Below are 21,741 nucleotides of genomic sequence, written 5' to 3'. Positions count from 1 at the left end.
AACATCGGCGCAGCCCCAAGGCCGGACAGGCTTGCCGATTCCCCTGGGCCGGTGCGAAGCCGCCCGTCTTCGCATCGCGGTGTACGGCCTGAACAATTCGCGCTCCATGGCAGGCATGTCTTTTTGCCGTCCCGATATGCGCCGTCCGAATCTGGCCGATGGTTACCGAGTTGCTGGTGCCCCATTTGCGAACCCACTCCGGCTAGAGCAGTCATCCAGGCCGATCCGCCATAGGTTCCCGCTCCGGCACCGAAGGGCCCCACCGCAACATTTACTGACCTTGAGTCAGAACCCTTGCGTTAATCGCAAACATGGGCCTAGGGTTGCACCATGCCCGAACCAGAGAACATCCCCTCGGGGATAGCCGAGCGCATCCGCGAGGCCATCCGCAACACCGGCCTGCCGCAGCGCAAGATCGCACGCCGGACGGGATTCGAAGAGTCCAAGCTGTCCAAGTCACTCAGCGGCACCAGGAAATTCACCAGCGAGGAAATCGTCCTGCTGGCAACCGTGACCGGCGTTACAGCCAATTGGCTTATCACCGGTTCGGATGCGGCGCAGACACCCTCCGCGGCACCACCGGCAGACATCCTTCCGAAGCGTCACCGGGAAGACGAAAAGCATGCCCAACGCCGTCGAAGCATCATTGAACGTGCCTGGTGGCTGTTTTCCGAGCAAGGCTATGCAGCGGTACGCATCGCAGACATTGCCAAGGATGTCGGTGTCAGCACGCCAACGGTGCATTACTACTTCCCGTCAAAGCAGGCCTTGTTTGCCGAAACCCTGCACTATTCGGTAAAACTCGCCTACGACCGACAGGTCGCCGGGTTGCAGCCGATCACCGATCCGGTGGCCCAGCTCAAGCGCCTTGTCGAGCTCCAGCTTCCCCTCGGCGCCGAAGGTCGCGCCGAGTGGTCCATCTGGTTGCAGACCTGGACCAAGCTCGCCGTTAGCGAGGGAGGGCTCGACACCCATTCCCCCGGCTACCGGCGCTGGACCTCGACTGTGCATGACATCATCTCCGCCGGACAAAAAACTGGACACTTTGTGACCGTCGATGCCGGCACCCTAACCGCCGAGCTGACCGCCATGTTCGACGGAATGGGAATCCAGGTCCTGACAGGAAACCTGACTCCAAGTCAAATGTTCGCAAATATTTGCGGTTTTATTGACCGCACCATCATCCAACAGCAAGGAGCGACATCATGAGTCGTAAAGTCATCGTCACCTGTGCCCTCACGGGGGCCGGAGACACGACATCACGGAGCGAGCACGTTCCGGTTTCCCCGGACCAGATCGCTGCCGACGCCATCGCCGCCGCCCGGGCCGGGGCCTCAGTAGTGCACATCCACGTTCGGGACATCGCAACGGGCCAAGGTTCCCGCGACGTGGCCCTGTACAGGGAAGTCGTGCGCCAGGTGAAGGCCTCGGACGTGGACCCGGTAATCAACCTCACCGCAGGAATGGGCGGGGACCTCTTCATTGATCCTGCCAACCCCACCGTGCACATGCCGGGCACCGACCTGGTCTCCGGGCTCGAGCGTCTGGCCCACGTCGAGGAACTGCGCCCCGAAATCTGCACCATCGACTGCGGTTCGCTGAACTTCGGCGAAGGCTCCCAGCTCTATGTCAGCACCCCCGACATGTTGCGCGAAGGCGCCGCACGGATCCGGGACCTCGGGGTAAAGCCGGAAATGGAAATCTTTGACACCGGCAACCTGTGGTTTGCCAACGTCATGGTCGAGGAGGGCCTCATTGCTCCCCCGCCGCTCTACCAGATCTGCATGGGCATCCCTTACGGGGCACCGACCAATCCCGGCCTGCTGCAGGCCATGGTGAACATGCTGCCCGATGGCGCCCAGTGGACCTCGTTTGCCATTGGCCGCAACCAGATGCCGTGGGTCGCGCAATCGGTGCTGCTCGGCGGCCACGTGCGTGTGGGCCTGGAAGACAACCTGTACCTGTCTAGGGGGGTCAAGGCCACCAACGCTCAGTTGACCGAACGCGCCATCACGATCGTTGAATCGATGGGCCACTCGGTGGCCACCCCGGACGAAGCCCGTGAAATCCTCAAGCTCGATAAGGCGGCCTAAGCATGGTCACGTACCCCAAGTTCGAAGACATCTCGAGTGTTGCCTGCGTTGGCGTGGGCACCATCGGCGGCGGCTGGGCCGCCTACTTCCTGTCCCGCGGCCTGAGCGTCCGAGCGTGGGACCCCTCCCCGGATGCCGAAGCCAAGCTGCGCAGACTCATCGACGCGGCCTGGCCGGCGTTGACCGCGCTCGGTCTTGCCGAGAGCGCTTCCAAGGACAACTTCACCGTCCACGCCGACTTGAAAGACGCTGTTCGCGGAGTCGGGTTCGTCCAGGAGAGCGCGCCGGAGAACCTGGAGCTGAAGCAGGACCTGCTGGCACGGATCGCCGAGGCCGTTTCCCCCGAGGTGGTCATTGGTTCCTCAACGTCCGGATACGGGATGACCGAGATGGCGCAGAAGGCGGAGGACCCGTCCCGCCTTGTCGTTGGCCACCCGTTCAATCCCCCCTATTTGATCCCCCTGGTCGAGGTCGTGGGAGGTCTGCAAACGGACCCGCAGGCCACGAACTGGGCCTCGGGCTGGTACGAATTCATCGGAAAGTCGGTGATCACCATGGATCGCGAAGTTCCCGGATTCATCGCCAACCGGCTGCAGGAAGCGCTGTGGCGCGAGGCCCTTCACATGGTCGACAACGGCGAGGCCACCGTCGAGCAGATCGACCTGGCAATCACCGACGGCCCCGGACTGCGGTGGCCGCTGCAAGGACCCATGCTCACCTTCCACCTGGCCGGAGGCGAGGGAGGCATGGCACACATGCTTGACCATTTCGGCCCGTCGCTCAAGTCCCCCTGGACGCGCCTGGACGCGCCCGAACTAACCGCCACGTTGCGCCAGGATGTCATTGACGGGTGTGACGACGAGGCCGCGGGGCGCTCCTTCGGCGAACTGATAGCCCAGCGCGATGCGGCGATCATTGCCGTTCGCCAGGTGGTGGAGACCATCCGGAATCCGCAGGGGGTGCAGGCGAAGTGAGTCTTGATCCGTATCGTTGCACAGTGCCGGCCGAGTGGATCGACTACAACGGCCACATGTCCGAGGCCTTCTACGTACTGGCATTCGGTGACGCGACCACCTCGGTGATGAACGCATTGGGCCTGGACGAGGGCTACCGCCGCTCCAGCGCATGCTCCCTGTACACGGTTGAGGCGCATGTGCGCTACCTGCGGGAGGCTTCCCTCGCCGAGGAGCTGGAAATCACCACCTGCATTGTCGCCGCCGGGCCCAAGAAGCTGCACCTTGCCCACGAAATGCGCCGAGGGTCGGAGCTCATCGCCACGGAGGAAATACTGGGACTCCACGTTGACCAGGGCACCGGCGCCACGACGCCCTTCCCGGCCGACGTCCTGGCCCATATCGCCGCCCATGAGCACAGGACCCCCGATTGGAGTGGCCGATCCATCACTGCATGAATCCTTCGCGCCCTTCACGAGAATCGAGTACGTCTTGAATTCCCACGAATCACCATCCAAACGAACGCCGGGCACCGCTCCCAGCCGCCGCGCAGTCCTGGGCGGCGGCATGGCCCTGGGGCTGGGCTTGCTGCTCACCGCCTGTGGTTCCTCCGGCGTTGCGTTGCAAAACGCGCCCACCGGCGAGCCGGTCCGCGGGGGTTCCCTGCGGGTGGGCCTGGCAGGCGGCGGGGCCGCGGACACCCTCGACCCCCATTCCCCGGTCAGCACCACGGATATCGCCCGCGTGGTCAACCTGTACGAATCGCTGCTTTACCGCGACGAGAACTTCGAGCTCAAGCCGTTGCTGGCCCTCAGTGCCGTCCCCGATGCCACGGCCCTGGTGTGGACCGTCGAATTGCGGCCCGGAGTGAAGTTCCACGATGGACGCCCTGTCACCGCCAAGGATGTCGCCGCCACCTTTGCCCGGGTCACCAACCCCGATGACCCCAAGAGCGGGGCCGCCGCCCTGAAAATCCTCGACGAGGTCAAGGTCATCGACGACCTGACGGTCGAATTCAGGCTCAACACGCCCACCGCCACCTTCGACGACTCACTGGGGCAATATGCGCTGGGCATCGTCCCGGAGGACTTCGATGTGCAGCACCCGATTGGCACCGGGCCGTTCAAGGCCTCCAGCTTCGATCCCGGACTCCGGTCGGTGTTCGTACGCAACGATGCGTACTGGCGGGAACACGAACCGTACCTGGATGAGCTGACCATCCTGAACTTCTCGGACGACGACGCGATGCTCAACGCCTTGCTGTCCACCCAGGTCGATGCCATCGGCCAGATCCCGCTGGCCCTGCTGGAAGTCATCTCCGCAGATCCCCGCATCAGTATCCTGAACTCCGAAACCGGCGCTTGGATGCCCTTCACGATGCGCACCGACAAGGCCCCGTTCGACGACGTCCGGGTCCGTCAGGCATTCCGCCTCGCGGTGGACCGGCAACAGATGATCGAACAGGTCCTCAGCGGCAACGGCTCCCTGGGCAACGACCTCTACGCGCCTTTCGATCCGGGCTACGCGACGCATCTCCCCCAACGCACCCAGGACATTGGCAAGGCCAAGGCACTGCTTGCCGAGGCCGGCTTCCCCAACGGGCTGGACATCGAATTGGTCACCGCACCAATCCAGGCCGGCGCCGTCGAAGCGGCCCAGGTATTCGCCCAACAGGCCAAGGCGGCGGGGATCCGCGTCAGGATCCGCCGCGTGGACACCACGACGTTCTTTGGTGACGATTACCTTTCGTGGACGTTCGCCCAGGACTTCTGGTACACGCGCAACTTCCTGCCCCAGGTCAACAACAGTTCACTGCCGACCAGCCCGTTCAATGAAACCCATTGGGACGACCCGGAGTTCCTGGAGTTGATCGAAACCGCCACCACCGAAGTCGACGAAACCAAGCGCAACGCGCTGATCACCAAGGCGCAGCAGATCGAGTACGAGCGCGGCGGATACATCATCTGGGGCCACCCCAACCAGGCGGACGCCTACCAGAAATACGTGGCGGGGCTGATTCCAAACAAGACCGGCCTGGCCTTGTCGGGCTTCGAATTCCGCCGCGCTTGGATCGGGGTCGCCAAATGATCGCCCGCATGATCGCCAAACGACTGATGGTCAGCCTGGCCATCCTCTTCATCGTCTCCTTGCTGGTGTTCGTGGCCACCCTGCTGCTGCCCGGCGACCCCGCCCAGGCAATCCTGGGCCAGCAGGCCACGCCCGAACGGCTGGCCGCGCTCCGTGAGCAAATGAGCCTCAACGACCCGGTGTGGGTGCGCTACTTCACCTGGCTCGGCGGCCTGCTCACGGGCAACCTCGGATACTCGGCCGCCACCGGCGGCCCCGTGACCGCCCTGCTGTCCGACCGCATCGAATCCTCGCTGGTGCTCATGGGCCTTGCCGCACTGATTTCCATTCCGGTCGGCATCGTCGTTGGCACGTTCTCCGCCCTGAAGCGTGGACGGGCCTTCGACAACGCCAGCACCGGTGTTTCGCTGGTGTTGGCTTCCCTCCCCGAATTCGTGATCGGCATCGGGCTGGTGGCGTTGTTCTCGACCACCGTGTTCAAGATCCTCCCCTCGGTGACCATGGCCCCGCCCGGTGAGGCCGTGTGGAACCACCCGGTCCAACTGGTCCTGCCCACGATTACGCTCGCGCTGGTGGTGACCCCGTACATTGTCCGGATGATGCGCGCCACGATGCTCGAGGTGCTGGATTCCGGGTTCGTGGAGATGGCGCGGCTCAAGGGTGTGCCCGAGCACCAGGTGGTGCTGCGGCACGCGGTGCCCCACGCATTGGCCCCCGTCGCCCAGGTCATCGCCATCCAGCTGGCCTGGATGGCCGGCGGCGTGGTCGTGATCGAATTCCTCTTCAGGTACCCCGGCATCGGCCAGGCGCTGGTGGACGCGGTGACCAACCGCGACGTTCAGGTGGTGCAGGCGCTGTCCATCCTGATCGCCGCGGCCTACATCGTGGTGAACCTGCTGGCCGATCTGGTGGGAATCCTCACGAATCCGAAACTACGCACGGAGAAGGCCGCATGAGCACCGTCGATGATGTCATTGAAGCAAAAGTGTCACCCTCCCGTCCCCCTCGGCTGCTGGCCCGGATGATGCGCCAGCGCCAGGCCAAGGTCGGCCTGGTGCTGACGGTGGCCGTGTTGCTGGTCGCCCTGGCCGGGCCGCTGCTGCTGCCCTGGCTGACCGGCCATACCAGCACCGAATTCACGGGACGCCCGTTCACCCCCGTGGGACTGTTCGGCACCGACAACCTGGGCCGGGATGTGCTCTCGCGCTTCCTGGACGGCGGACTGCGATTGATCGCTTACTCGGCGCTTGCCACGGCGCTGGGCATGGTCATCGGAGTCGCCGTGGGAATGGCCGCGGCCTACTCCCGCGGACGGGTCGATGCGCTGATCATGCGCGGCAACGACGTGCTGCTGGCCCTGCCGCAGCTGGTCTTCGCGCTGCTGGCCATCACCGTGCTCGGCCCGCAGGGCTGGGTTCTCGTGGTGGTCATCGGGATCACCCACGCCCCGCGCATTGCCCGGGTCACCCGTTCGGCCACCGCATCGGTGATCACCGAGGACTACATCCGTGCCAGTGAAATGTACGCAGTGCCGAAGTGGAAGATCCTGCTCACCGAGGTCCTGCCCAATATCACCGGCCCGTTGATGGTCGAACTCGGGCTGCGCATGACCTACTCGATCGGCTTTGTCGCCGCGCTGTCCTTCCTCGGGCTTGGCATGCAGCCGCCCACCGCGGACTGGGGCCTGATGATCAACGAGAGTCGGATCGCCCTGGTCGTCCAACCCTGGGGCGTGCTGCTGCCAGTTGCGGCCATCGCAGTGCTGACCGTGGGCACAAACCTCCTGACCGACTCGCTCGCGCGGGCCTCGGCCAACATGAATGCGGGGAAATGACAATGACCACGATTGTTGAGAACGACATCGCGGCGAGTGCGCTGTGCGCCACCGACCTGAGGGTGCAAACGGATGCCGGAGAGGAAATCCTGCACGGGGTCAGCTTCACCCTGGCGCCTGGCCGCATCCTGGCCCTGGTCGGTGAATCCGGCTCGGGCAAGACAACCGCCGGGCTCGCATGCATGGGGCATTTCCGCCAAGGGCTGTCCAAGGGCACCGGCACGGTGCGCCTGGGCAGCGGGGACCACGGAAACATCCTGGATCTGCCCGACGCCCAATTGCGGCGCCTGCGCGGCAAGGTCATCTCCTACGTCCCGCAGGACCCGTCGCTGTCGCTGAACCCGTCCATGCGCATCGGCGAGCAGATTGCCGAGACCTTGCGCGTGCACCAAGTCGGCGCCACCGATTCCGAACGCCGGTCGCGGGTTGGGGAAGTGCTGGCCGAGGTGGGCCTGGCCAATGACCCCGCCTACCAGCGGCGCTACCCCCACCAGCTATCCGGAGGACAGCAGCAACGCGTGGGAATTGCGATGGCCTTCGCCTGCCGGCCGTCGGTGATCGTGCTCGACGAGCCGACCACCGGCCTGGACGTCACGACCCAGGCCATAGTGCTGCAAACAATCGGCGAATTGGCCGAACGGCACCAGGTCGCCGGGCTCTACATCACACACGACCTGGCCGTGGTCGCAGAGATCGCCGACGAGGTCGCCGTCATGCTCCAGGGCGACATCGTGGAGCACGGTGCGACCGACCAGGTCCTCTTCGCCCCGCGACACGGCTACACGCGCAGGCTGCTCGCCGCGGTTCCCGATCTCGCCGGCAGACGCCGGGTGGGCCAGGTGGAAGCAATCACCGGAGAACAGCCATTGGTCGTCGCCGGCCCCCTCGGCGTGCCGGACACCACCGGCTCCACCCAGCTCGTCGATGACGCCAAGTCCTTGCCCGGCATCCTGCCACGGCCGGCTTCCGTTGCGGTGGCTGCCCGCCCGCTGCTGCAACTGAGCGACCTGGCCCTGTCATACGGCAAACACGCGGTCCTGGACGGGATCGACTTCCAGTTGCTGGAGGGAGAATCGATGATGCTGCTGGGCGAGTCGGGGTCCGGCAAGACCACCCTCTCGCGCTGCGTGGCCGGGCTCAATGATGCCTATACCGGCTCGATCGAGCTTTTCGGCGAGAGGCTGGCCACCGGCACGCGGATGCGGTCATCCGAGGACCGGCGGCGGATCCAATACATCTTCCAGTCGCCATTCTCATCACTGAACCCGCGTCGAACCATTGCCGAGTCGGTGGGTGTCCCCTTGCAGATGTCGGGAATCAACGACAAGCGCAAGCGCCGCGCCTTGGTCCTGGAAGCCCTGGACCAGGTAAAGCTCGGCGAACGCTACATGGAACGCCGTCCCGGCGACCTCAGCGGCGGTGAACGCCAGCGCGCGGCGATTGCCCGTGCCCTGGTCAATGCCCCCTCGCTGCTGGTCTGCGACGAGATCACCAGTGCCCTGGACGTCTCGGTGCAAGCCTCGATCCTGGATCTGCTGCGCACGCTGCAGACCGACCACAACATGTCGATGCTTTTTGTCACGCACAACATCGCCCTGGCCCGGCACATCTCCCAGCGCCTCGCCGTCTTGCAAAAGGGCAAGATCGTGGACATGGGGACCACCGAGGAAGTGCTCAACAACCCGCAGCACCATTACACGCAGGAACTGCTCGCCAACGTCCCGGCCTTCAAGTAGGGAAGAACCTGAACATGTCACTTGAAATGTCCCTGACCAGCCACAATGACGGGCTGCCCCTACCCGGCTTCGAGATGCTGTCCGGAGTCTTCGCCCGGCACCTGGCAGCCGCCGAGGGTGGCATGGCCTTTTGCGTGTACCGCGAGGGCAAGCCCCTGGCCCGGTTCTACGGAGGCACCACGGTCAAGAATGGAGCCGCCCCCGCTTCGGGCACCGGAACGCGTCGGGCGTGGTCGGAATCAACCATGGCAGTCTTGTTTTCCGGCACCAAGGGCCTGATGGCCACCATTGCCGCGATCCTGATTGATCGGCGCGTCCTGGACCCGGAAGCCACCGTCGCCTCGTACTGGCCCGAATTCGCGGGGGCCGGAAAGCAGGATGTCACCGTCGCCCAAGTGCTCAGCCACACCGTTGGCCTCGTCTATGTCGACCCGGACCCCGACGATAGCCTGAGATACGACAACCGGGCCGTTGCAGCGGTCCTGGCGGCCCAGTCGCCCTTGTGGGAACCCGGCACCAAGGTCGCTTACCACGCACTGACCTACGGGTACCTGGCGGCCGAGCTGTTCTTCCGCGTTACGGGAAAAACCCCGGGTGAACTGGTTGGGGAATTGCTCGCGGTGCCGCTTGACCTGGACATTCACTTGGGTCTACCCGAATCACTGGACGGGCGACTGGCCACCATTTTCCGGTCGGAGAACTATGCGATCTCCACGTTCCTGCAGGATCCGGAACGGCGGAAGATCGTGGATCGGATGTACGCGGGCTCCCTCACCGGAACCGGCGATCCGTTCAATTCCGTGGAAATGAGGCGAGCGGAGATGGCCTCCGGCGGTGGCATTGGCACCGCCGATGCGATGGCATCCCTCTATTCCCAACTGGCCACGCCACATTCACCGTTGTTGTCCGCCGGGGCCCTCGCGTCCTCCACGGCGACCTGGTCCGAGGGCGTGGACGCAGTCAATGACCGGCCACTGCGCTTCGGGCTCGGCTATGAGTTGGCCGATCCCCTCGGAACCTACGGCCCGGTAGCCCCGGCCTTCGGGCATTCCGGTGCCGGTGGCGGATTGCATGGGGCCTGGCCGGGAAAGAACATAGGATTCTCGTTCTTGACCAACGAAATGCTCGCCGAAGACCAGGACCGCCGGGCCAAGGACCTGCTGGGAGCCCTGGCTCGCATTGTTTGACCCCCATCCCTTGATACCCGAAGGCATCGAGCAGGTGGACTTCGGGAAGCATCGGCAGCCGAACAGGTGGTGGAGGGCCGCCGCTCTTTTTGGCTAGCTACGTTGCCCGACCGCGGCAACCGCACCGGCGCGCAGGGCGGCCACCGCCGCGTCGGTCTCTTCCTGGATGAGGTCGGCGTTGACCATGGCGCCCACGCGCAGCCCGTCTGCGGCCGCCATCATCACCTGGGCCATGGGGTCACGGGTGTTCCCCGCCGCCCACAGGCCCGGGATTTCCGTCTTGCCCATTTCGTCGGTGGCAACGTACGTGCCGATGCCCGACGGGTGTGCCGTCGCCTCCAGGCCAACGCCGGACAGCACCTCGACCCCCGCCGCAAAGTGCGGCATGACAACCAGGGCATCGACGGCGCGCTCACCACCGTCCCGGAAAACCACGTGGGTCAGGTGGTTGTCGTTGCCGCGTACGGCGATGATTTCCTGCGGCACGACGCCGATGCCCCGTGCCTCCAGCTTCTCCCGCTCAACCGGATCGAATTCCCGTCCCGGAGCGGTGAACAAGGTGACGCGATCACTCAACTGCCTGAACATCAGGGCCTGGTGGACGGCGAAGGGGCTGTCCAACACGGCAATGTCCTGGTCCCTCACTTCCCAGCCGTGGCAATAGGGGCAGTGCAACGCGTTCTTGCCCCAGGACGCCTCCAATCCCTCGACTGCCGGAAGCGTGTCGCTGACTCCGGAGGCGAGGATGATCTTGCGGACGGCGAGCATGGTCCCGTCGTCCAACTCGATCCCGAACCCGTCGGCGTTCCGCCTGGTCGCCGAAGCGCGGGCATCGCGGAACCGGACACCGTAGCCCTCCGCCTCTTTCCGACCGAGGGCGAGCAGCTCGCGCGGCGGCAGTCCGTCGCGCGTGAGGAAGTTGTGCACGCCCTCGGCCGGGGCGTTGCGAGGTTCCCCGGCATCGATGACGACGATGCTGCGGCGCGAACGTCCCAGCGCCTGGGCTGCGGCCAGTCCCGCCGCTCCCCCGCCGATGATGGCCACGTCGAATGTATCCGGCGTCGTGTTCATGGTTCATGCTCCCTGGATCGTGTTTTCACCGGGGAAATCCGGTGCACCACCCAGCATGGACCCATCTCCCAACTTCTGGCAATCATTTTTGCCGATGTGGCAAAATAGGACCATGGAACAAGACATGGACAGCACCCTCGCGCAAGTGGGACCCCGGCTGCGCAGCCTGCGGAACGGCAGCAACCAGACCCTCCAGGAGCTCTCGGCGCAGACCGGTATTTCGGTCAGCACCCTGTCCCGGCTCGAATCCGGCCAGCGCCGGCCCACCCTGGAACAGCTCTTGCCGCTGGCGCGCGCCCACGGTGTGCCCCTGGACGACCTCGTGGGAGCTCCGGCGACCGGGGATCCGCGCATCCATATCAAGCCCATTGTCCGCCACGGCATGACCATCCTGCCGTTGAGCCGCGGGGCCGGCGGCGGACTCCAGGCATTCAAGCACGTGATCCCGGCCGGCAAAACCGTTGCAGACCCGCCGCTGGCGACCCACGAGGGCTACGAATGGCTCTACGTCCTGAAGGGGAACCTCAGGTTGCGGCTCGGGGACCACGACTTGGTACTCCCCGCCGGCGAGGCGGCGGAATTCGATACTCATACCCCGCACTGGTTTGGGCTGGCGGACGGACAGGGCGTGGAGTTCCTCAGCCTCTTTGGCCCGCAGGGCGAACGCATGCATGTTCGGGCCAGGCCAACACGGAAGACCCCTGCGGTTTCCTAGCACGCCCGGCAGATGGGGCTGCCCTGCCGGCCCACGTCCGCTGAAAGGCAAACGCACTAATATGGGATCATTTCGGTGCGGTGCCAGGCGGGCCGCTGAGCACGGTGGGGACGTATTCGAGCAGCTGAAGCCGTCCGTCGAAGGTTCTGCTGTCCACCATTTCGAGTGCCACGTCAGGATACCCGTCGTAGATGCGTTCCTTCCCGGTCCTGCCCGTGATCACAGGGAAAACGACTACCCGGAAGCGGTCCACGAGTCCCGCGGCCAGTAGCGACCGGCTCAGGCTGAGGCTCCCGAGGGTGCTCATCGGTCCGTTCCCGCTCCGCTTCATCTCGGCCACGGCCACGGCCTCGACCGCATCTGCGCTCACCAGCCTCGAATTCGGCCAGCTCAGGGGTGCCCGCAGGGACGAAGAGAAGACGACTTTGGCCACGTCGGCAAGGCCCGTCAGACTGGCTGCCTCGGTCTCGGAAAAATTGGAATCCGCGGCCGCCGCCTCAGCCGACATGGCAGACATCAACCGGTAGGTGTTTGCGCCGAGGAGGTAGGTGTACTGCTTCTGCCCTTCCCGCTCGAGCCAGGCGAGGTATTCCGGCGCTTCCAGGCCCCACCAGCCGGGCCACCCCTCGGCCGAGGCATACCCGTCCAAGGAAATGATCAGATCCACCATCAGCTCCGCCGACGACGCCTCGGCCGTAGTCTCGCCCATGACGTTCTCCCCGATCCAATCGACGTAGCCCTCTGCCGGTCCCCTCTCCCGAGGACGGCCATTTCGTGTTCGGGCCTCACCGGCACCGCGACCATCGGGTGCTCCGCCGGTGCCCGTGCCAGCAATGCTAGGCCCGGTCCCAACGGAGTTCAAGGGGTCGGCGAGACTCATCAAAAGTGCTCGCGAAATAGGGGAAACCCGAATTGACTCATGGAGAAGATTTCACTTCCGCGGTTCCCCGGGCGCAGGGCCGAGCCCCGAAAGCACGCAACAGGTAGCGAAGAGCCCACTGCGTGCGGCCGTGGCATCAAGACATCCGCTCCGCCAATCAACCCGGCGACCCGGCGACCCGACTTTCAACCGGGCAGTGTCGCCCTTGTCGGCAGGCCCGCCCGGCGCGCCCGTCCCGTGAGCGGGTCCGTGCTGGCGGCCGACTGGAGATTCGGCGACCGGCCTGTGAACGCCGCATCCGCATCAGCCACGAGTCAAGTCCTAGCGCGTACGCAACGTTTCCGTGCGCTCGAAGCGCCCCCGGCTCAGGAAGGCCAACTGCGCTTCCTTCTCCTCCAGCTGGATCTTGGGCCCGAGCTCGAAGCACGTGGCCTCCAGCCGGCGCACGGCCTTGTCATTCCGGGCATCGGGTTCCACCACGATCCGATCGATGGCTGGGTCGGCGAACATGAAGTTGATCAACGAGGTGACCAGCCGAGGCGTGAAATTCGGGACGGGACGGGTGGCCGGTGCCAGCAGCAGGTGCATCCCGATGTCCTCGACCCGGGCCGGGTAGGCCTCGCCCACGGGATCATGCAGTGGCTCGTAGGTCTGGAAGAGGGCCACCGGTTCGCCATTGAACAGCACCAGGAACGCGTGGTGCGTCTGAAGCGACTCGAGGAACTGGTAGACCTCCAGGACGTCGCTGCGGGAGTACTTGGTCATGCCCCAGAACCGGGCTCGGTCCTGGATGACCCAGCCGTGGATGAGGTCGAGGTCGCCCTCCGGGGACAGCGGCATGATCCGCACCGTCCCCCCGGATTCGAGGTCCTCGGTGTATAGGGCGGTGCGAAGGCCGAAGTCCTGGGCCGTTGTGGAGGTGGTGTTCATGGGGTCCTTCCGGATGGGGGTTCCGTGGCAAGTGAGGCGTCTTTGACCAGCAGGTCCCAGTCCGTGATGACTGGAACGAGGTCGCCGGCCGCCCAGAGCGGCAGTTGGTCGGAAAAATGGGGGCTTTCCGGGTTGCCGGCCGCGCCGAAGGGGACGACCCAGCGGGAATTGGCGCGGTCCGCGAGGTCCCAGACGTAGCGGGCCACCGGGCCGCGGAAGCTGCGGTCCTCGACACCGGGCAGGGACTCGGTGGAGAGCACGCAGCCGGTGTCCCCGGAGAGGGCCGCGGTCGGGACGCCGGCCGCGAGTCGGCCGGGGAGCTCATGCACGGCAAGGAGCGTGTGTCGCTCGCCCCAGTTTTGCTCCGATCCGGCCGAGGCCTCGGCCAGGGCAGCGGCAGCCTCCACCGCAGGGTCGATCCCCAGCTCCGTGCCGCCAAGCAACAGGGTCTCAACGGCGAAGCCCACCCGGGACGCCACGGAAAGCCATGGCCCGAACAGCGGCGCATACCCATGTGCTCCGGCCAGGGGCTCCAGGGCGGGGTGCCGGGCAATCCTGCTGACCAGCGCCGAGCGCCACGTGGCGAACGCCCCGGCGTCGGCGCTGTCCGCGGACATGTGGCCGTCCCATTCGAGGATGCGGGAGCGGAGCCGGGCGGCGGCGGGCGGCAATACACCGGCATCGAGCGATTCCAGCAGGGCACGGAAGGCGGGCAGCGAGCCGAGCAGAGTGTCCGAATGGATGGCCTGCATGGCGTCCACGGTGAGGGGTGCGGCATCCGGGTCTTCCAGGAGTTCGTGGATCCGCCGGGCGCGGTGGGCGGGAGCGAATTCCATCCCGACTGAATCCCCGCCTCCCGCTTCGCGGTCGTTGGCGCTCACCGCGAAACATTCCACCCCGGTCCTCGGCAGCTGCACATAGCTGCCGTCCCAGGCATGTTCGGTCGAGGCCGCCGGCACCGGCACGCGCCGGTTTTCTTGGTTCCGCTGCGGCACCAGCCCGGCGAGGAAATGCCGGACTGTCCCTTCGGTGTCCGCGGCGAGAACGCTGTTGACCGGCTCCACCCAGCGCTGCAGTGCCGTCTCCACGTCGGCGACGCGGCGGCTGCGCAGCAACGGCAGCAGCGCGTCGAAACCCAACCGCCCCTCGACCCGGGCGGGCATCCGCAGGCTCAACGCGCCACCATCTAGCCCTCCGGCGATGACCGGACCGCGGGCGGTCTCGATAACCTCCACGGCCTCGGGATTGCCGCCTCGGACCAGAATCGTTTCGACGCCCGCGACGGCTGATTCCCAGCCCCGCGGGCCGTACGCCTGGATGCCGCCGTCTTCGCTGCGGCGCAGCTCTTCTTCGAAGAGGTCCTGGTAATCGGCCATGGCGTTGGTGATGGCCCAGGCGGTGTGGCCGGTGTGGCCGAAGTGCGGCAGGCCAGGAACACCGGGGAAGGCGAAGCCGACGGCGTCGAACTCGGGGCAGGAAAGGTGAATCTGCTGGTAGACGCCGGGCAGCTCCAGCAAGCGGTGCGGGTCCCCGGCAATCAGCGGCGCACCGTCCGCGGTGGTCGACCCGTGGGCGGCCCAGGCATTGCTACCGGAGAACACCGGGGCCTCGATGCTGAACAGGGCGACGGCGTCTGGTCCGAGGGTCCGGGCGACATGGGCGCGGAAGAGCTTGTTCGGGAACGTGGAGAAGAGGATGTGCTGGACAAGGAACACCCCCAAAGGGGTCCAGGGGTTCCACCGTGCCGGAGCGGTGCCGGACTCATCGAATTCCGGTCCTCCGCGCACCCCGGCCTCGAGCGCCTGGTTGATGCCGGCCACGAAGCTGGTGCACCAGCGCTGAGTGTCGGCGTCGAGGGCCTCGAAGCAGCGGCGCGCGGTGTCGTCAAGCCTGCACTGCCGGGAGAAACGGTCCCACGGCACGCCGTCGGCACCCAGCATTTCGGCGGTGCGTCCCTCGGAGCGCCAGCGTTCCAGTTCGATCTGCCATGAACGGTCCGTGGCGGCGTTCAAGCCCTGCAGGCGCGCCAGCTGGTCTGCGGAATCGGCACGCAGATGCGGGATCCCCCACGCATCGCGGTAAGTGCCTGCGCCTGGGGCATTGCCGGAGGTGTGGTTGCCGGGGCCGGCGGGGTCAGGCGTCATGTTCACAAGGGCGCTCTCAAACTTAGGTAAGGCTTACTTTAGTCAAAGATAGGTGACTTGGGGCGGGTTCTCAAAACCGGGGCTCTTCGTGAAGGAGTGTTGCATGGAGCGCAGCTGGCATGTCTCCAAGTGCACGGTCCCAGAATTTTCACCTTGACGCTGCCACGTCCTGGTCGACCCCGATCCCGAGGGCGGAACTTTCATTCTGATCTCCAGACGGTTCAAAGCCTTGGGGGAAACTCCCGTCTTGGCATGACGGGTATCCGGGCGGGACGCACTTCACTCTAGAATCGTTAACCACAAAACCGCTGGCGTCCGAATAGGAACGCCAGCGGTTTTCGCCACCTAACTTCAAAATCACCAAGGGCGCCGGCTTCACCGTTGTGGTGACGCCGGCGCCCATGGGCCGATGTGGTTGGGCTGGGACCTAGAAGTCCCAGTCCTCGTCTTCGGTGTTTACGGCCTTGCCGATCACGTACGAGGAACCCGATCCGGAGAAGAAGTCGTGGTTCTCGTCGGCGTTCGGGCTCAGTGCCGAAAGGATCGCCGGGTTAACATCGGTGACCGATGCCGGGAACATGGCTTCGTAGCCCAGGTTCATCAGCGCCTTGTTGGCGTTGTAGTGCAGGAACTTCTTGACGTCCTCGGCAAGGCCGACACCGTCGTAGAGGTCGTGGGTGTACTGGACCTCGTTCTCGTACAGCTCGAACATGAGCTCGAAGGTGTAGTCCTTCAGCTCCTGCTTGCGCTCCTCGGAAAGGCCTTCAAGACCCTTTTGGAACTTGTAGCCGATGTAGTAGCCGTGCACGGCCTCGTCGCGGATGATCAAACGGATCAGGTCAGCGGTGTTTGTCAGCTTGGCGCGGGAAGACCAGTACATCGGCAGGTAGAAGCCGGAGTAGAACAGGAACGACTCGAGCAGGGTCGAGGCGATCTTGCGCTTCAGCGCATCTTCACCGTAGTAGTAGCTCTCGATGATCTGCGCCTTCTTCTGCAGATTCTCGTTCTCGGTGGACCAGCGAAATGCGTCGTCGATTTCCTTGGTCGAGCACAGGGTCGAGAAGATCGAGGAGTAGCTCTTGGCGTGCACCGATTCCATGAAGGCAATGTTGGTGTACACGGCCTCTTCGTGCGGGGTGAGCGCATCGGGGATCAACGAGACGGCGCCGACGGTGCCCTGCAGGGTGTCCAGCAGGGTCAGGCCGGTGAAGACGCGCATGGTCAGCAGCTTCTCGGGCTCGGTGAGCGTGTTCCACGACTGGACGTCGTTGGACAGCGGGATTTTCTCCGGCAGCCAGAAGTTGTTGACCAGTCGGTTCCACACCTCGACGTCCTTGTCGTCCTGGATGCGGTTCCAGTTGATGGCTTCGACGTGGCTGGCCAGCTTCAGCTTCTCAGTCATTTCCGTCCCTCTTCTTGCTAAGTTTTTGGTTGTAACGGGTGCGCGTACGACGGCGGGTGTGAACCCGCCGTCGTACGCATTCGGTTGTCAGGTTATCGCGACCTGGCAACCGGGGGTGAAACGGCTGCGACTAGAGCATGCAGCTGACGCAACCATCGACTTCGGTTCCCTCGAGTGCCAGCTGGCGCAGGCGGATGTAGTAGAGCGTCTTGATGCCCTTCTTCCATGCGTAGATCTGCGCCTTGTTGATGTCGCGCGTGGTGGCGGTGTCTTTGAAGAACAGGGTCAGGGACAGGCCCTGGTCCACGTGCTGCGTGGCAACCGCGTAGGTGTCGATGATCTTCTCGTAGCCGATTTCGTACGCGTCCTGGTAGTACTCCAGGTTGTCGTTGTCCAGGTAAGGGGCCGGGTAGTAGACGCGGCCGATCTTGCCTTCCTTGCGGATCTCGATCTTCGCCGCCACCGGGTGGATGGAGGAGGTCGAGTTGTTGATGTAGGAAATCGAGCCGGTCGGCGGGACGGCCTGCAGGTTCTGGTTGTAGATGCCGTGCTCCATGATGGAAGCCTTCAGCGCACGCCAGTCATCCTGCGTCGGGATGTCGATCCCGGCAAAGAGCTCGCGCACACGCTCGGTGGCCGGGACCCATTCCTGCTCGGTGTACTTGTCGAAGAACTCGCCCGAGGCGTACTTCGAATCCGCGAAGCCGTCGAAGGCCTCCCCGGTCTCGATGGCGAGCTTGTTCGAGGCACGCAGCGCGTGGAACACCACGGTGTAGAAGTAGATGTTGGTGAAGTCCAACCCCTCTTCGGAGCCGTAGTGGACGCGTTCGCGGGCCAGGTAGCCGTGCAGGTTCATCTGGCCCAGGCCGATGGCGTGGGTCTTGGCGTTGCCCTGGGCGATCGAGGGCACCGAGTTGATGTAGGACATGTCCGAGACTGCGGACAGCGCGCGGATCGCGGTCTCGATCGATGCCCCGAGGTCCTTGCCGTCCATGGCCTTGGCTATGTTCATCGAGCCGAGGTTGCAGGAGATGTCCTTGCCCACGGTCTTGTAGCCGAGGTCTTCGTTGTACTCCGAGGGAGTCGAAACCTGCAGGATCTCCGAGCACAGGTTGCTCATCGAGATCTTGCCCTTGATCGGGTTGGCGCGGTTTACGGTGTCCTCGAACATGATGTACGGGTAGCCGGACTCGAACTGGATCTCCGCCAGGGTCTGGAAGAACTCGCGTGCATTGATCTTGGTCTTCTTGATGCGAGCATCGTCGACCATCTCGTAGTACTTCTCGGTGACGAAGATGTCGCTGAACGGCACGCCGTAGACGCGCTCGACGTCGTAGGGCGAGAAGAGGTACATGTCCTCGTTCTTGCGGGCCAGGTCGAAGGTGATGTCCGGAACCACGACGCCCAGGGAGAGGGTCTTGATGCGGATCTTCTCATCGGCGTTTTCGCGCTTGGTGTCCAGGAAGCGCAGGATGTCGGGGTGGTGCGCGTTGAGATACACGGCACCGGCACCCTGGCGTGCGCCCAGCTGGTTGGCGTAGGAGAAGCTGTCTTCGAGGAGCTTCATCACGGGGATGACACCGGAGGACTGGTTCTCGATCTGCTTGATCGGGGCGCCGTGCTCGCGGACGTTGGTCAGCGAGAGGGCAACGCCGCCGCCGCGCTTGGACAGCTGCAGCGAGGAGTTGATGCCGCGGGAGATCGACTCCATGTTGTCTTCAATGCGCAGCAGGAAGCAGGAGACGAGTTCGCCGCGCTGGGCCTTGCCGGCGTTCAGGAACGTCGGGGTGGCGGGCTGGAAGCGTCCCTCGATGATCTCGTTGACCAGGGCGACTGCCATTTCCTCGTTGCCGCGGGCCAGGTGCAGGGCAACCATGCACACGCGGTCCTCGTAGCGCTCCAGGTAACGCTTGCCGTCAAAGGTCTTCAGCGTGTACGAAGTGTAGAACTTGAAGGCACCCAGGAAGGTCTCGAAGCGGAACTTCTTGGCGTAGGCACCGCGGTAGAGGTCGCGGATGAAGTTCATCGTGTACTGGTCGAGCGTCTCGCGCTCGTAGTACTCGTGCTTGACCAGATATTCGAGCTTCTCGTCCAGGTCGTGGAAGAACACGGTGTTGTTGTTCACGTGCTCCAGGAAGTACTGGCGTGCCGCTGCACGGTCGGCCTCGAACTGGATGCGCCCATCTGCCCCGTAAAGGTTCAGCATGGCGTTCAGCTCGTGATAACCCAGGCCCTGAAAAGCGGCCGGCAATTCCTTAGAATCCTGCTTCATTTCAGGTACTGCGACTTTCGTGTCCAAAAGACTTCCAATCCTTCGCGAACCCGGGTCACATCTTCTGGAGTGCCCATGAGCTCAAATTTATATAGAAGCGGAACGTTGCATTTGGCTGCGATCTTGATTGCGGCCAAGCAATATGTGGTTCCAAAGTTTGTGTTTCCGGCACCAATTACGCCTCGTAATAGGTTTCGGTTGCGCTCATCGTTGAGGAACTTGACGACTTGCGGGGGTATTGATCTTTCGCCCTTTTCACCGCCATAGGTGGGAAGCAGTAGCACATACGGCTCAGCCGCCACCAAGTGCGGTTCGTGGTTCAGCAACGGAATGCGAGCGCATTCCAGATCGAGTTTCTCCACGAATCGGTGGGTATAACCCGAGGCCGAGGAGAAATAGATCAATTTGTTGTTGGTAAGTACCTCTGCCGGAACGGCGTGATCATGCATTGGCGGTGTGGCCAACGATGAAGCAGGCATCTTGATCGCCTCGAAATCACTGGAATCGGTAAGGCTGGAGGTGGTTGGTTAGGCCACGGAGGAGCTCAAATCCTGGGCCAGCTCATCAATCTTGTCCGGTCGGAAGCCCGACCAGTGGTCGGCATCGGTGATGACGACCGGTGCCTGCATGTAGCCCAGGGCGCGTACGCGCTCCAGGGCAGCGGGATCCTGCGAAATGTCAACGCTCTGGTAGACGATGCCCTTCTTATCAAGAGCTCGGTAGGTTGCGTTGCACTGTACGCATGCTGGCTTCGTGTAAACCGTGACGGTCATATCCGTAAATCCCCTCGTGCAAAAATCTGTGTATGTGAAGTGGCTGGGTCCCTATGCGCATTCCCCGCGGGAAGAGACATACGAACGTTTTGCTCCGACGGCGACTGAGCCCTCAGGAGGCGGGGATTCGTACATTTCTCCGTCTTCCGGAGGTTCGCGCACTAGGCCTCACCAGCTAATTCAATACTACATCTAGTAGGGGTCGGGGCGTTAGACCCCAACATGATGTATTACACCCCTGTCATTCGACCTCAAGCCTGTCCACAAGCCTTGTGGATAAAGAGTGGGCGTTAAACCGCATGAATCCAGTGAAATCGAAAATCTATCCACAACCTGTGGAGCAATCAACCACAGATTAAAGAACTGGCGTGTCCTTCAGCACGGCGTGTCGAGTACATGGCGCCAAACCACTAGATATGGCCCGACAGCATGAACGCTAGCACTACTGGTGGTACATCGAGCCGCCAAACGCCGCACTCTCCCCCACAAAGACTGCATCGGGTCGAGAGCCGCACCCATGACGAAAATTTGCCCCTCAGACGGCGGCCAACCTGATGGACGCCCGACCCCCGCCATCCATTCGCGCGGCGGCACGGAGACGCGTGATGTGGAAAGGACAGGAGGCCTACCTGTGCAGCATCCAGCGTTGAGTTGCGCATGACTGGAACCTTGGTTCCGGGTGCTGGCAAAAGATAAACCGCCCACCGCAGTCGCGCTCCCGGCGAATCCGGGGTTCCGTCTCCACCGGCCCTGATTCAAGTCAAATTCCCGACCGTTGCCACGGCGATCGAAACATTTCCCGCGGATTGTTCCACCAGATCCCGCCGAAACCTGAGAGGTTCGGCCTGCTCGGGCAGCTAGCCGGCGACGGGCATTGCCCGAGCGCCGAAGATTCCCTGCCCCACACGCACCACTGTGGCACCCTCTGCAATGGCCAACTCAAAGTCGCCACTCATGCCCATGGACAGTTCCTCGATGGACATTTCGGCGGGCGCGCTTTCGCGCAGTGAGTCCCGGAGTTCCCGCAGTCGCACGAAACATGCCCGAACCGCTTCGCTGTCGTCACTGAACAATGCGAGCGTCATCAGGCCCTTGACGTGGAGCCGGTCAAACCGGGGCAGCTGATTCACGAATTCTCGAACGTCGTCGGGCGCAAGTCCCGACTTGCTTTCCTCGTCGGACGTATTGACTTGGACAAAGACATCGAGCTGGCGGTCCTCGACTTCGAGCCGGCGCTGCAGGGCTTCGGCCTGGCGAAGGTTGTCGAGCGCCTGGAATTCGTCTGCATACTTCGCCACGAATTTTGCCTTGTTGGTTTGCAGGCTTCCAATGACGGAGAACTTCAGTCCCGGAATGTCGGCCAGGAGCTCCGCCTTGCGAGCCACCTCCTGGACCTTGTTTTCGCCCAGGAAGTTCATTCCCGCCGCGATAGCCAGGCGAAGGCGGTCCTCCGGCACGGTCTTGCTAACCGGCAACAACCGGATCGAGGCGGGGTCCCGCCCGGCCTTCCGCGCCGCGGCATCGATCCGGGATCTGACAGAGGCAAGATTTTGCTTGAAATCGTCGATGGAGTTGGCCTGGACGGCGGCAGGGTTGGAGGAGTTCAGCGGCTGTGTCATGGAGGGGGAAAGTCTTTCACGATGAGGAGCGTCGAAGGCAGGGC

At 63.8% G+C, this 21,741-nt stretch carries 19 protein-coding genes; 10 read left to right on the top strand and 9 right to left on the bottom strand.

What is annotated here, in order from left to right; genetic code table 11:
- Positions 1-330 precede the first annotated feature (330 nt).
- Genes Q2T94_RS20300 through Q2T94_RS20260 form a run of 9 tightly spaced genes read left to right on the top strand, consistent with a single transcriptional unit; the run spans position 331 to position 9,891 of the window.
- Entirely contained in the window at positions 331-1,209 is an 879-nt protein-coding gene (locus Q2T94_RS20300; RefSeq protein WP_264269039.1) for a TetR family transcriptional regulator C-terminal domain-containing protein, read from the top strand.
- Positions 1,206-2,093, top strand: coding sequence for a beta-keto acid cleavage family enzyme (locus Q2T94_RS20295; RefSeq protein ID WP_264269040.1), 888 nt, complete (start codon positions 1,206-1,208; stop codon positions 2,091-2,093). The genes Q2T94_RS20300 and Q2T94_RS20295 overlap by 4 nt, the downstream gene beginning before the upstream one ends.
- Positions 2,094-2,095: 2 nt before the next feature.
- Positions 2,096-3,067 (top strand): 3-hydroxyacyl-CoA dehydrogenase NAD-binding domain-containing protein, encoded by a 972-nt coding sequence (locus tag Q2T94_RS20290; protein WP_264269041.1) that lies wholly within the window; start codon positions 2,096-2,098, stop codon positions 3,065-3,067.
- A complete protein-coding gene (locus Q2T94_RS20285; RefSeq protein ID WP_302266351.1) occupies positions 3,064-3,504 on the top strand; it encodes a thioesterase family protein in 441 nt (146 codons plus the stop codon). Before Q2T94_RS20290 ends, Q2T94_RS20285 begins: the two co-directional genes overlap by 4 nt.
- Positions 3,482-5,134 (top strand): ABC transporter substrate-binding protein, encoded by a 1,653-nt coding sequence (locus tag Q2T94_RS20280; RefSeq protein ID WP_436836842.1) that lies wholly within the window; start codon positions 3,482-3,484, stop codon positions 5,132-5,134. Before Q2T94_RS20285 ends, Q2T94_RS20280 begins: the two co-directional genes overlap by 23 nt.
- A gap of 8 nt (positions 5,135-5,142) precedes the next feature.
- Positions 5,143-6,090, top strand: a complete 948-nt coding sequence (locus Q2T94_RS20275) for an ABC transporter permease (protein ID WP_372342871.1) — start codon at positions 5,143-5,145, stop codon at positions 6,088-6,090.
- On the top strand, positions 6,087-6,968 hold the full coding sequence (locus Q2T94_RS20270; protein ID WP_264269044.1) for an ABC transporter permease: 882 nt from the start codon (positions 6,087-6,089) through the stop codon (positions 6,966-6,968). Before Q2T94_RS20275 ends, Q2T94_RS20270 begins: the two co-directional genes overlap by 4 nt.
- A gap of 2 nt (positions 6,969-6,970) precedes the next feature.
- The gene (locus tag Q2T94_RS20265) at positions 6,971-8,704 is read left to right on the top strand and encodes an ATP-binding cassette domain-containing protein (RefSeq protein ID WP_264269045.1); all 1,734 of its coding nucleotides are present in this window, start codon (positions 6,971-6,973) and stop codon (positions 8,702-8,704) included.
- Between the two features lie 14 nt (positions 8,705-8,718).
- Positions 8,719-9,891 (top strand): serine hydrolase domain-containing protein, encoded by a 1,173-nt coding sequence (locus tag Q2T94_RS20260; protein WP_264269046.1) that lies wholly within the window; start codon positions 8,719-8,721, stop codon positions 9,889-9,891.
- A gap of 93 nt (positions 9,892-9,984) precedes the next feature.
- Here the strand turns inward: Q2T94_RS20260 and Q2T94_RS20255 are convergent, their stop codons facing one another.
- On the bottom strand, positions 9,985-10,962 hold the full coding sequence (locus tag Q2T94_RS20255) for an NAD(P)/FAD-dependent oxidoreductase (RefSeq protein ID WP_302266349.1): 978 nt from the start codon (positions 10,960-10,962) through the stop codon (positions 9,985-9,987).
- Between the two features lie 112 nt (positions 10,963-11,074).
- Here Q2T94_RS20255 and Q2T94_RS20250 point away from each other — a divergent pair, with 112 nt between their 5' ends.
- Complete coding sequence (locus tag Q2T94_RS20250; protein ID WP_302266348.1) at positions 11,075-11,677, top strand: helix-turn-helix domain-containing protein; 603 nt, start codon at positions 11,075-11,077, stop codon at positions 11,675-11,677.
- 67 nt (positions 11,678-11,744) lie between these two features.
- Here Q2T94_RS20250 and Q2T94_RS20245 read toward each other — a convergent pair whose 3' ends face one another.
- The 8 genes from Q2T94_RS20245 to Q2T94_RS20210 form a co-directional block, all read right to left on the bottom strand.
- Positions 11,745-12,386: a dihydrofolate reductase family protein gene (locus tag Q2T94_RS20245; protein ID WP_302266347.1), complete on the bottom strand. Its 642-nt coding sequence runs from the start codon at positions 12,384-12,386 to the stop codon at positions 11,745-11,747.
- A gap of 492 nt (positions 12,387-12,878) precedes the next feature.
- Positions 12,879-13,487 (bottom strand): GNAT family N-acetyltransferase, encoded by a 609-nt coding sequence (locus tag Q2T94_RS20240; protein ID WP_302266346.1) that lies wholly within the window; start codon positions 13,485-13,487, stop codon positions 12,879-12,881.
- A complete protein-coding gene (locus Q2T94_RS20235) occupies positions 13,484-15,631 on the bottom strand; it encodes a penicillin acylase family protein (RefSeq protein WP_302266471.1) in 2,148 nt (715 codons plus the stop codon). Before Q2T94_RS20235 ends, Q2T94_RS20240 begins: the two co-directional genes overlap by 4 nt.
- 427 nt (positions 15,632-16,058) lie before the next feature.
- Positions 16,059-17,033 (bottom strand): class 1b ribonucleoside-diphosphate reductase subunit beta, encoded by a 975-nt coding sequence (gene nrdF, locus Q2T94_RS20230; protein WP_264269051.1) that lies wholly within the window; start codon positions 17,031-17,033, stop codon positions 16,059-16,061.
- 130 nt (positions 17,034-17,163) lie between these two features.
- Positions 17,164-19,305 carry a class 1b ribonucleoside-diphosphate reductase subunit alpha gene (gene nrdE / locus Q2T94_RS20225; protein WP_264269052.1) on the bottom strand — a complete coding sequence of 714 codons (2,142 nt, stop codon included), beginning with the start codon at positions 19,303-19,305 and terminating at the stop codon, positions 17,164-17,166.
- Positions 19,302-19,784: a class Ib ribonucleoside-diphosphate reductase assembly flavoprotein NrdI gene (gene nrdI / locus Q2T94_RS20220; protein WP_264269053.1), complete on the bottom strand. Its 483-nt coding sequence runs from the start codon at positions 19,782-19,784 to the stop codon at positions 19,302-19,304. Before nrdI ends, nrdE begins: the two co-directional genes overlap by 4 nt.
- Positions 19,785-19,832: 48 nt before the next feature.
- Positions 19,833-20,078, bottom strand: coding sequence for a glutaredoxin-like protein NrdH (nrdH, locus tag Q2T94_RS20215; RefSeq protein ID WP_217387827.1), 246 nt, complete (start codon positions 20,076-20,078; stop codon positions 19,833-19,835).
- A gap of 857 nt (positions 20,079-20,935) precedes the next feature.
- On the bottom strand, positions 20,936-21,697 hold the full coding sequence (locus tag Q2T94_RS20210) for a YggS family pyridoxal phosphate-dependent enzyme (RefSeq protein WP_302266345.1): 762 nt from the start codon (positions 21,695-21,697) through the stop codon (positions 20,936-20,938).
- Positions 21,698-21,741: the final 44 nt, after the last annotated feature.

Origin of the sequence: Paeniglutamicibacter sulfureus, assembly GCF_030512175.1 — a bacterium.
Taxonomy (GTDB): domain Bacteria; phylum Actinomycetota; class Actinomycetes; order Actinomycetales; family Micrococcaceae; genus Paeniglutamicibacter; species Paeniglutamicibacter sulfureus.
This window is presented reverse-complemented; position numbering and strand designations above follow the sequence as displayed.

Excerpts from the sequence above, each read along its gene's own strand:
- Q2T94_RS20300 (WP_264269039.1), top strand. The coding sequence starts at position 331 with ATGCCCGAACCAGAGAACATCCCCTCGGGGATAGCCGAGCGCATCCGC.
- Q2T94_RS20295 (WP_264269040.1), top strand. The coding sequence starts at position 1,206 with ATGAGTCGTAAAGTCATCGTCACCTGTGCCCTCACGGGGGCCGGAGAC.
- Q2T94_RS20290 (WP_264269041.1), top strand. The coding sequence starts at position 2,096 with ATGGTCACGTACCCCAAGTTCGAAGACATCTCGAGTGTTGCCTGCGTT.
- Q2T94_RS20275 (WP_372342871.1), top strand. The coding sequence starts at position 5,143 with ATGATCGCCAAACGACTGATGGTCAGCCTGGCCATCCTCTTCATCGTC.
- Q2T94_RS20270 (WP_264269044.1), top strand. The coding sequence starts at position 6,087 with ATGAGCACCGTCGATGATGTCATTGAAGCAAAAGTGTCACCCTCCCGT.
- Q2T94_RS20265 (WP_264269045.1), top strand. The coding sequence starts at position 6,971 with ATGACCACGATTGTTGAGAACGACATCGCGGCGAGTGCGCTGTGCGCC.
- Q2T94_RS20260 (WP_264269046.1), top strand. The coding sequence starts at position 8,719 with ATGTCACTTGAAATGTCCCTGACCAGCCACAATGACGGGCTGCCCCTA.
- Q2T94_RS20255 (WP_302266349.1), bottom strand. The coding sequence starts at position 10,962 with ATGAACACGACGCCGGATACATTCGACGTGGCCATCATCGGCGGGGGA.
- Q2T94_RS20250 (WP_302266348.1), top strand. The coding sequence starts at position 11,075 with ATGGAACAAGACATGGACAGCACCCTCGCGCAAGTGGGACCCCGGCTG.
- Q2T94_RS20245 (WP_302266347.1), bottom strand. The coding sequence starts at position 12,386 with ATGGGCGAGACTACGGCCGAGGCGTCGTCGGCGGAGCTGATGGTGGAT.
- Q2T94_RS20240 (WP_302266346.1), bottom strand. The coding sequence starts at position 13,487 with ATGAACACCACCTCCACAACGGCCCAGGACTTCGGCCTTCGCACCGCC.
- Q2T94_RS20235 (WP_302266471.1), bottom strand. The coding sequence starts at position 15,631 with ATGACGCCTGACCCCGCCGGCCCCGGCAACCACACCTCCGGCAATGCC.
- nrdF (WP_264269051.1), bottom strand. The coding sequence starts at position 17,033 with ATGACTGAGAAGCTGAAGCTGGCCAGCCACGTCGAAGCCATCAACTGG.
- nrdE (WP_264269052.1), bottom strand. The coding sequence starts at position 19,305 with ATGAAGCAGGATTCTAAGGAATTGCCGGCCGCTTTTCAGGGCCTGGGT.
- nrdI (WP_264269053.1), bottom strand. The coding sequence starts at position 19,784 with ATGCCTGCTTCATCGTTGGCCACACCGCCAATGCATGATCACGCCGTT.
- nrdH (WP_217387827.1), bottom strand. The coding sequence starts at position 20,078 with ATGACCGTCACGGTTTACACGAAGCCAGCATGCGTACAGTGCAACGCA.
- Q2T94_RS20210 (WP_302266345.1), bottom strand. The coding sequence starts at position 21,697 with ATGACACAGCCGCTGAACTCCTCCAACCCTGCCGCCGTCCAGGCCAAC.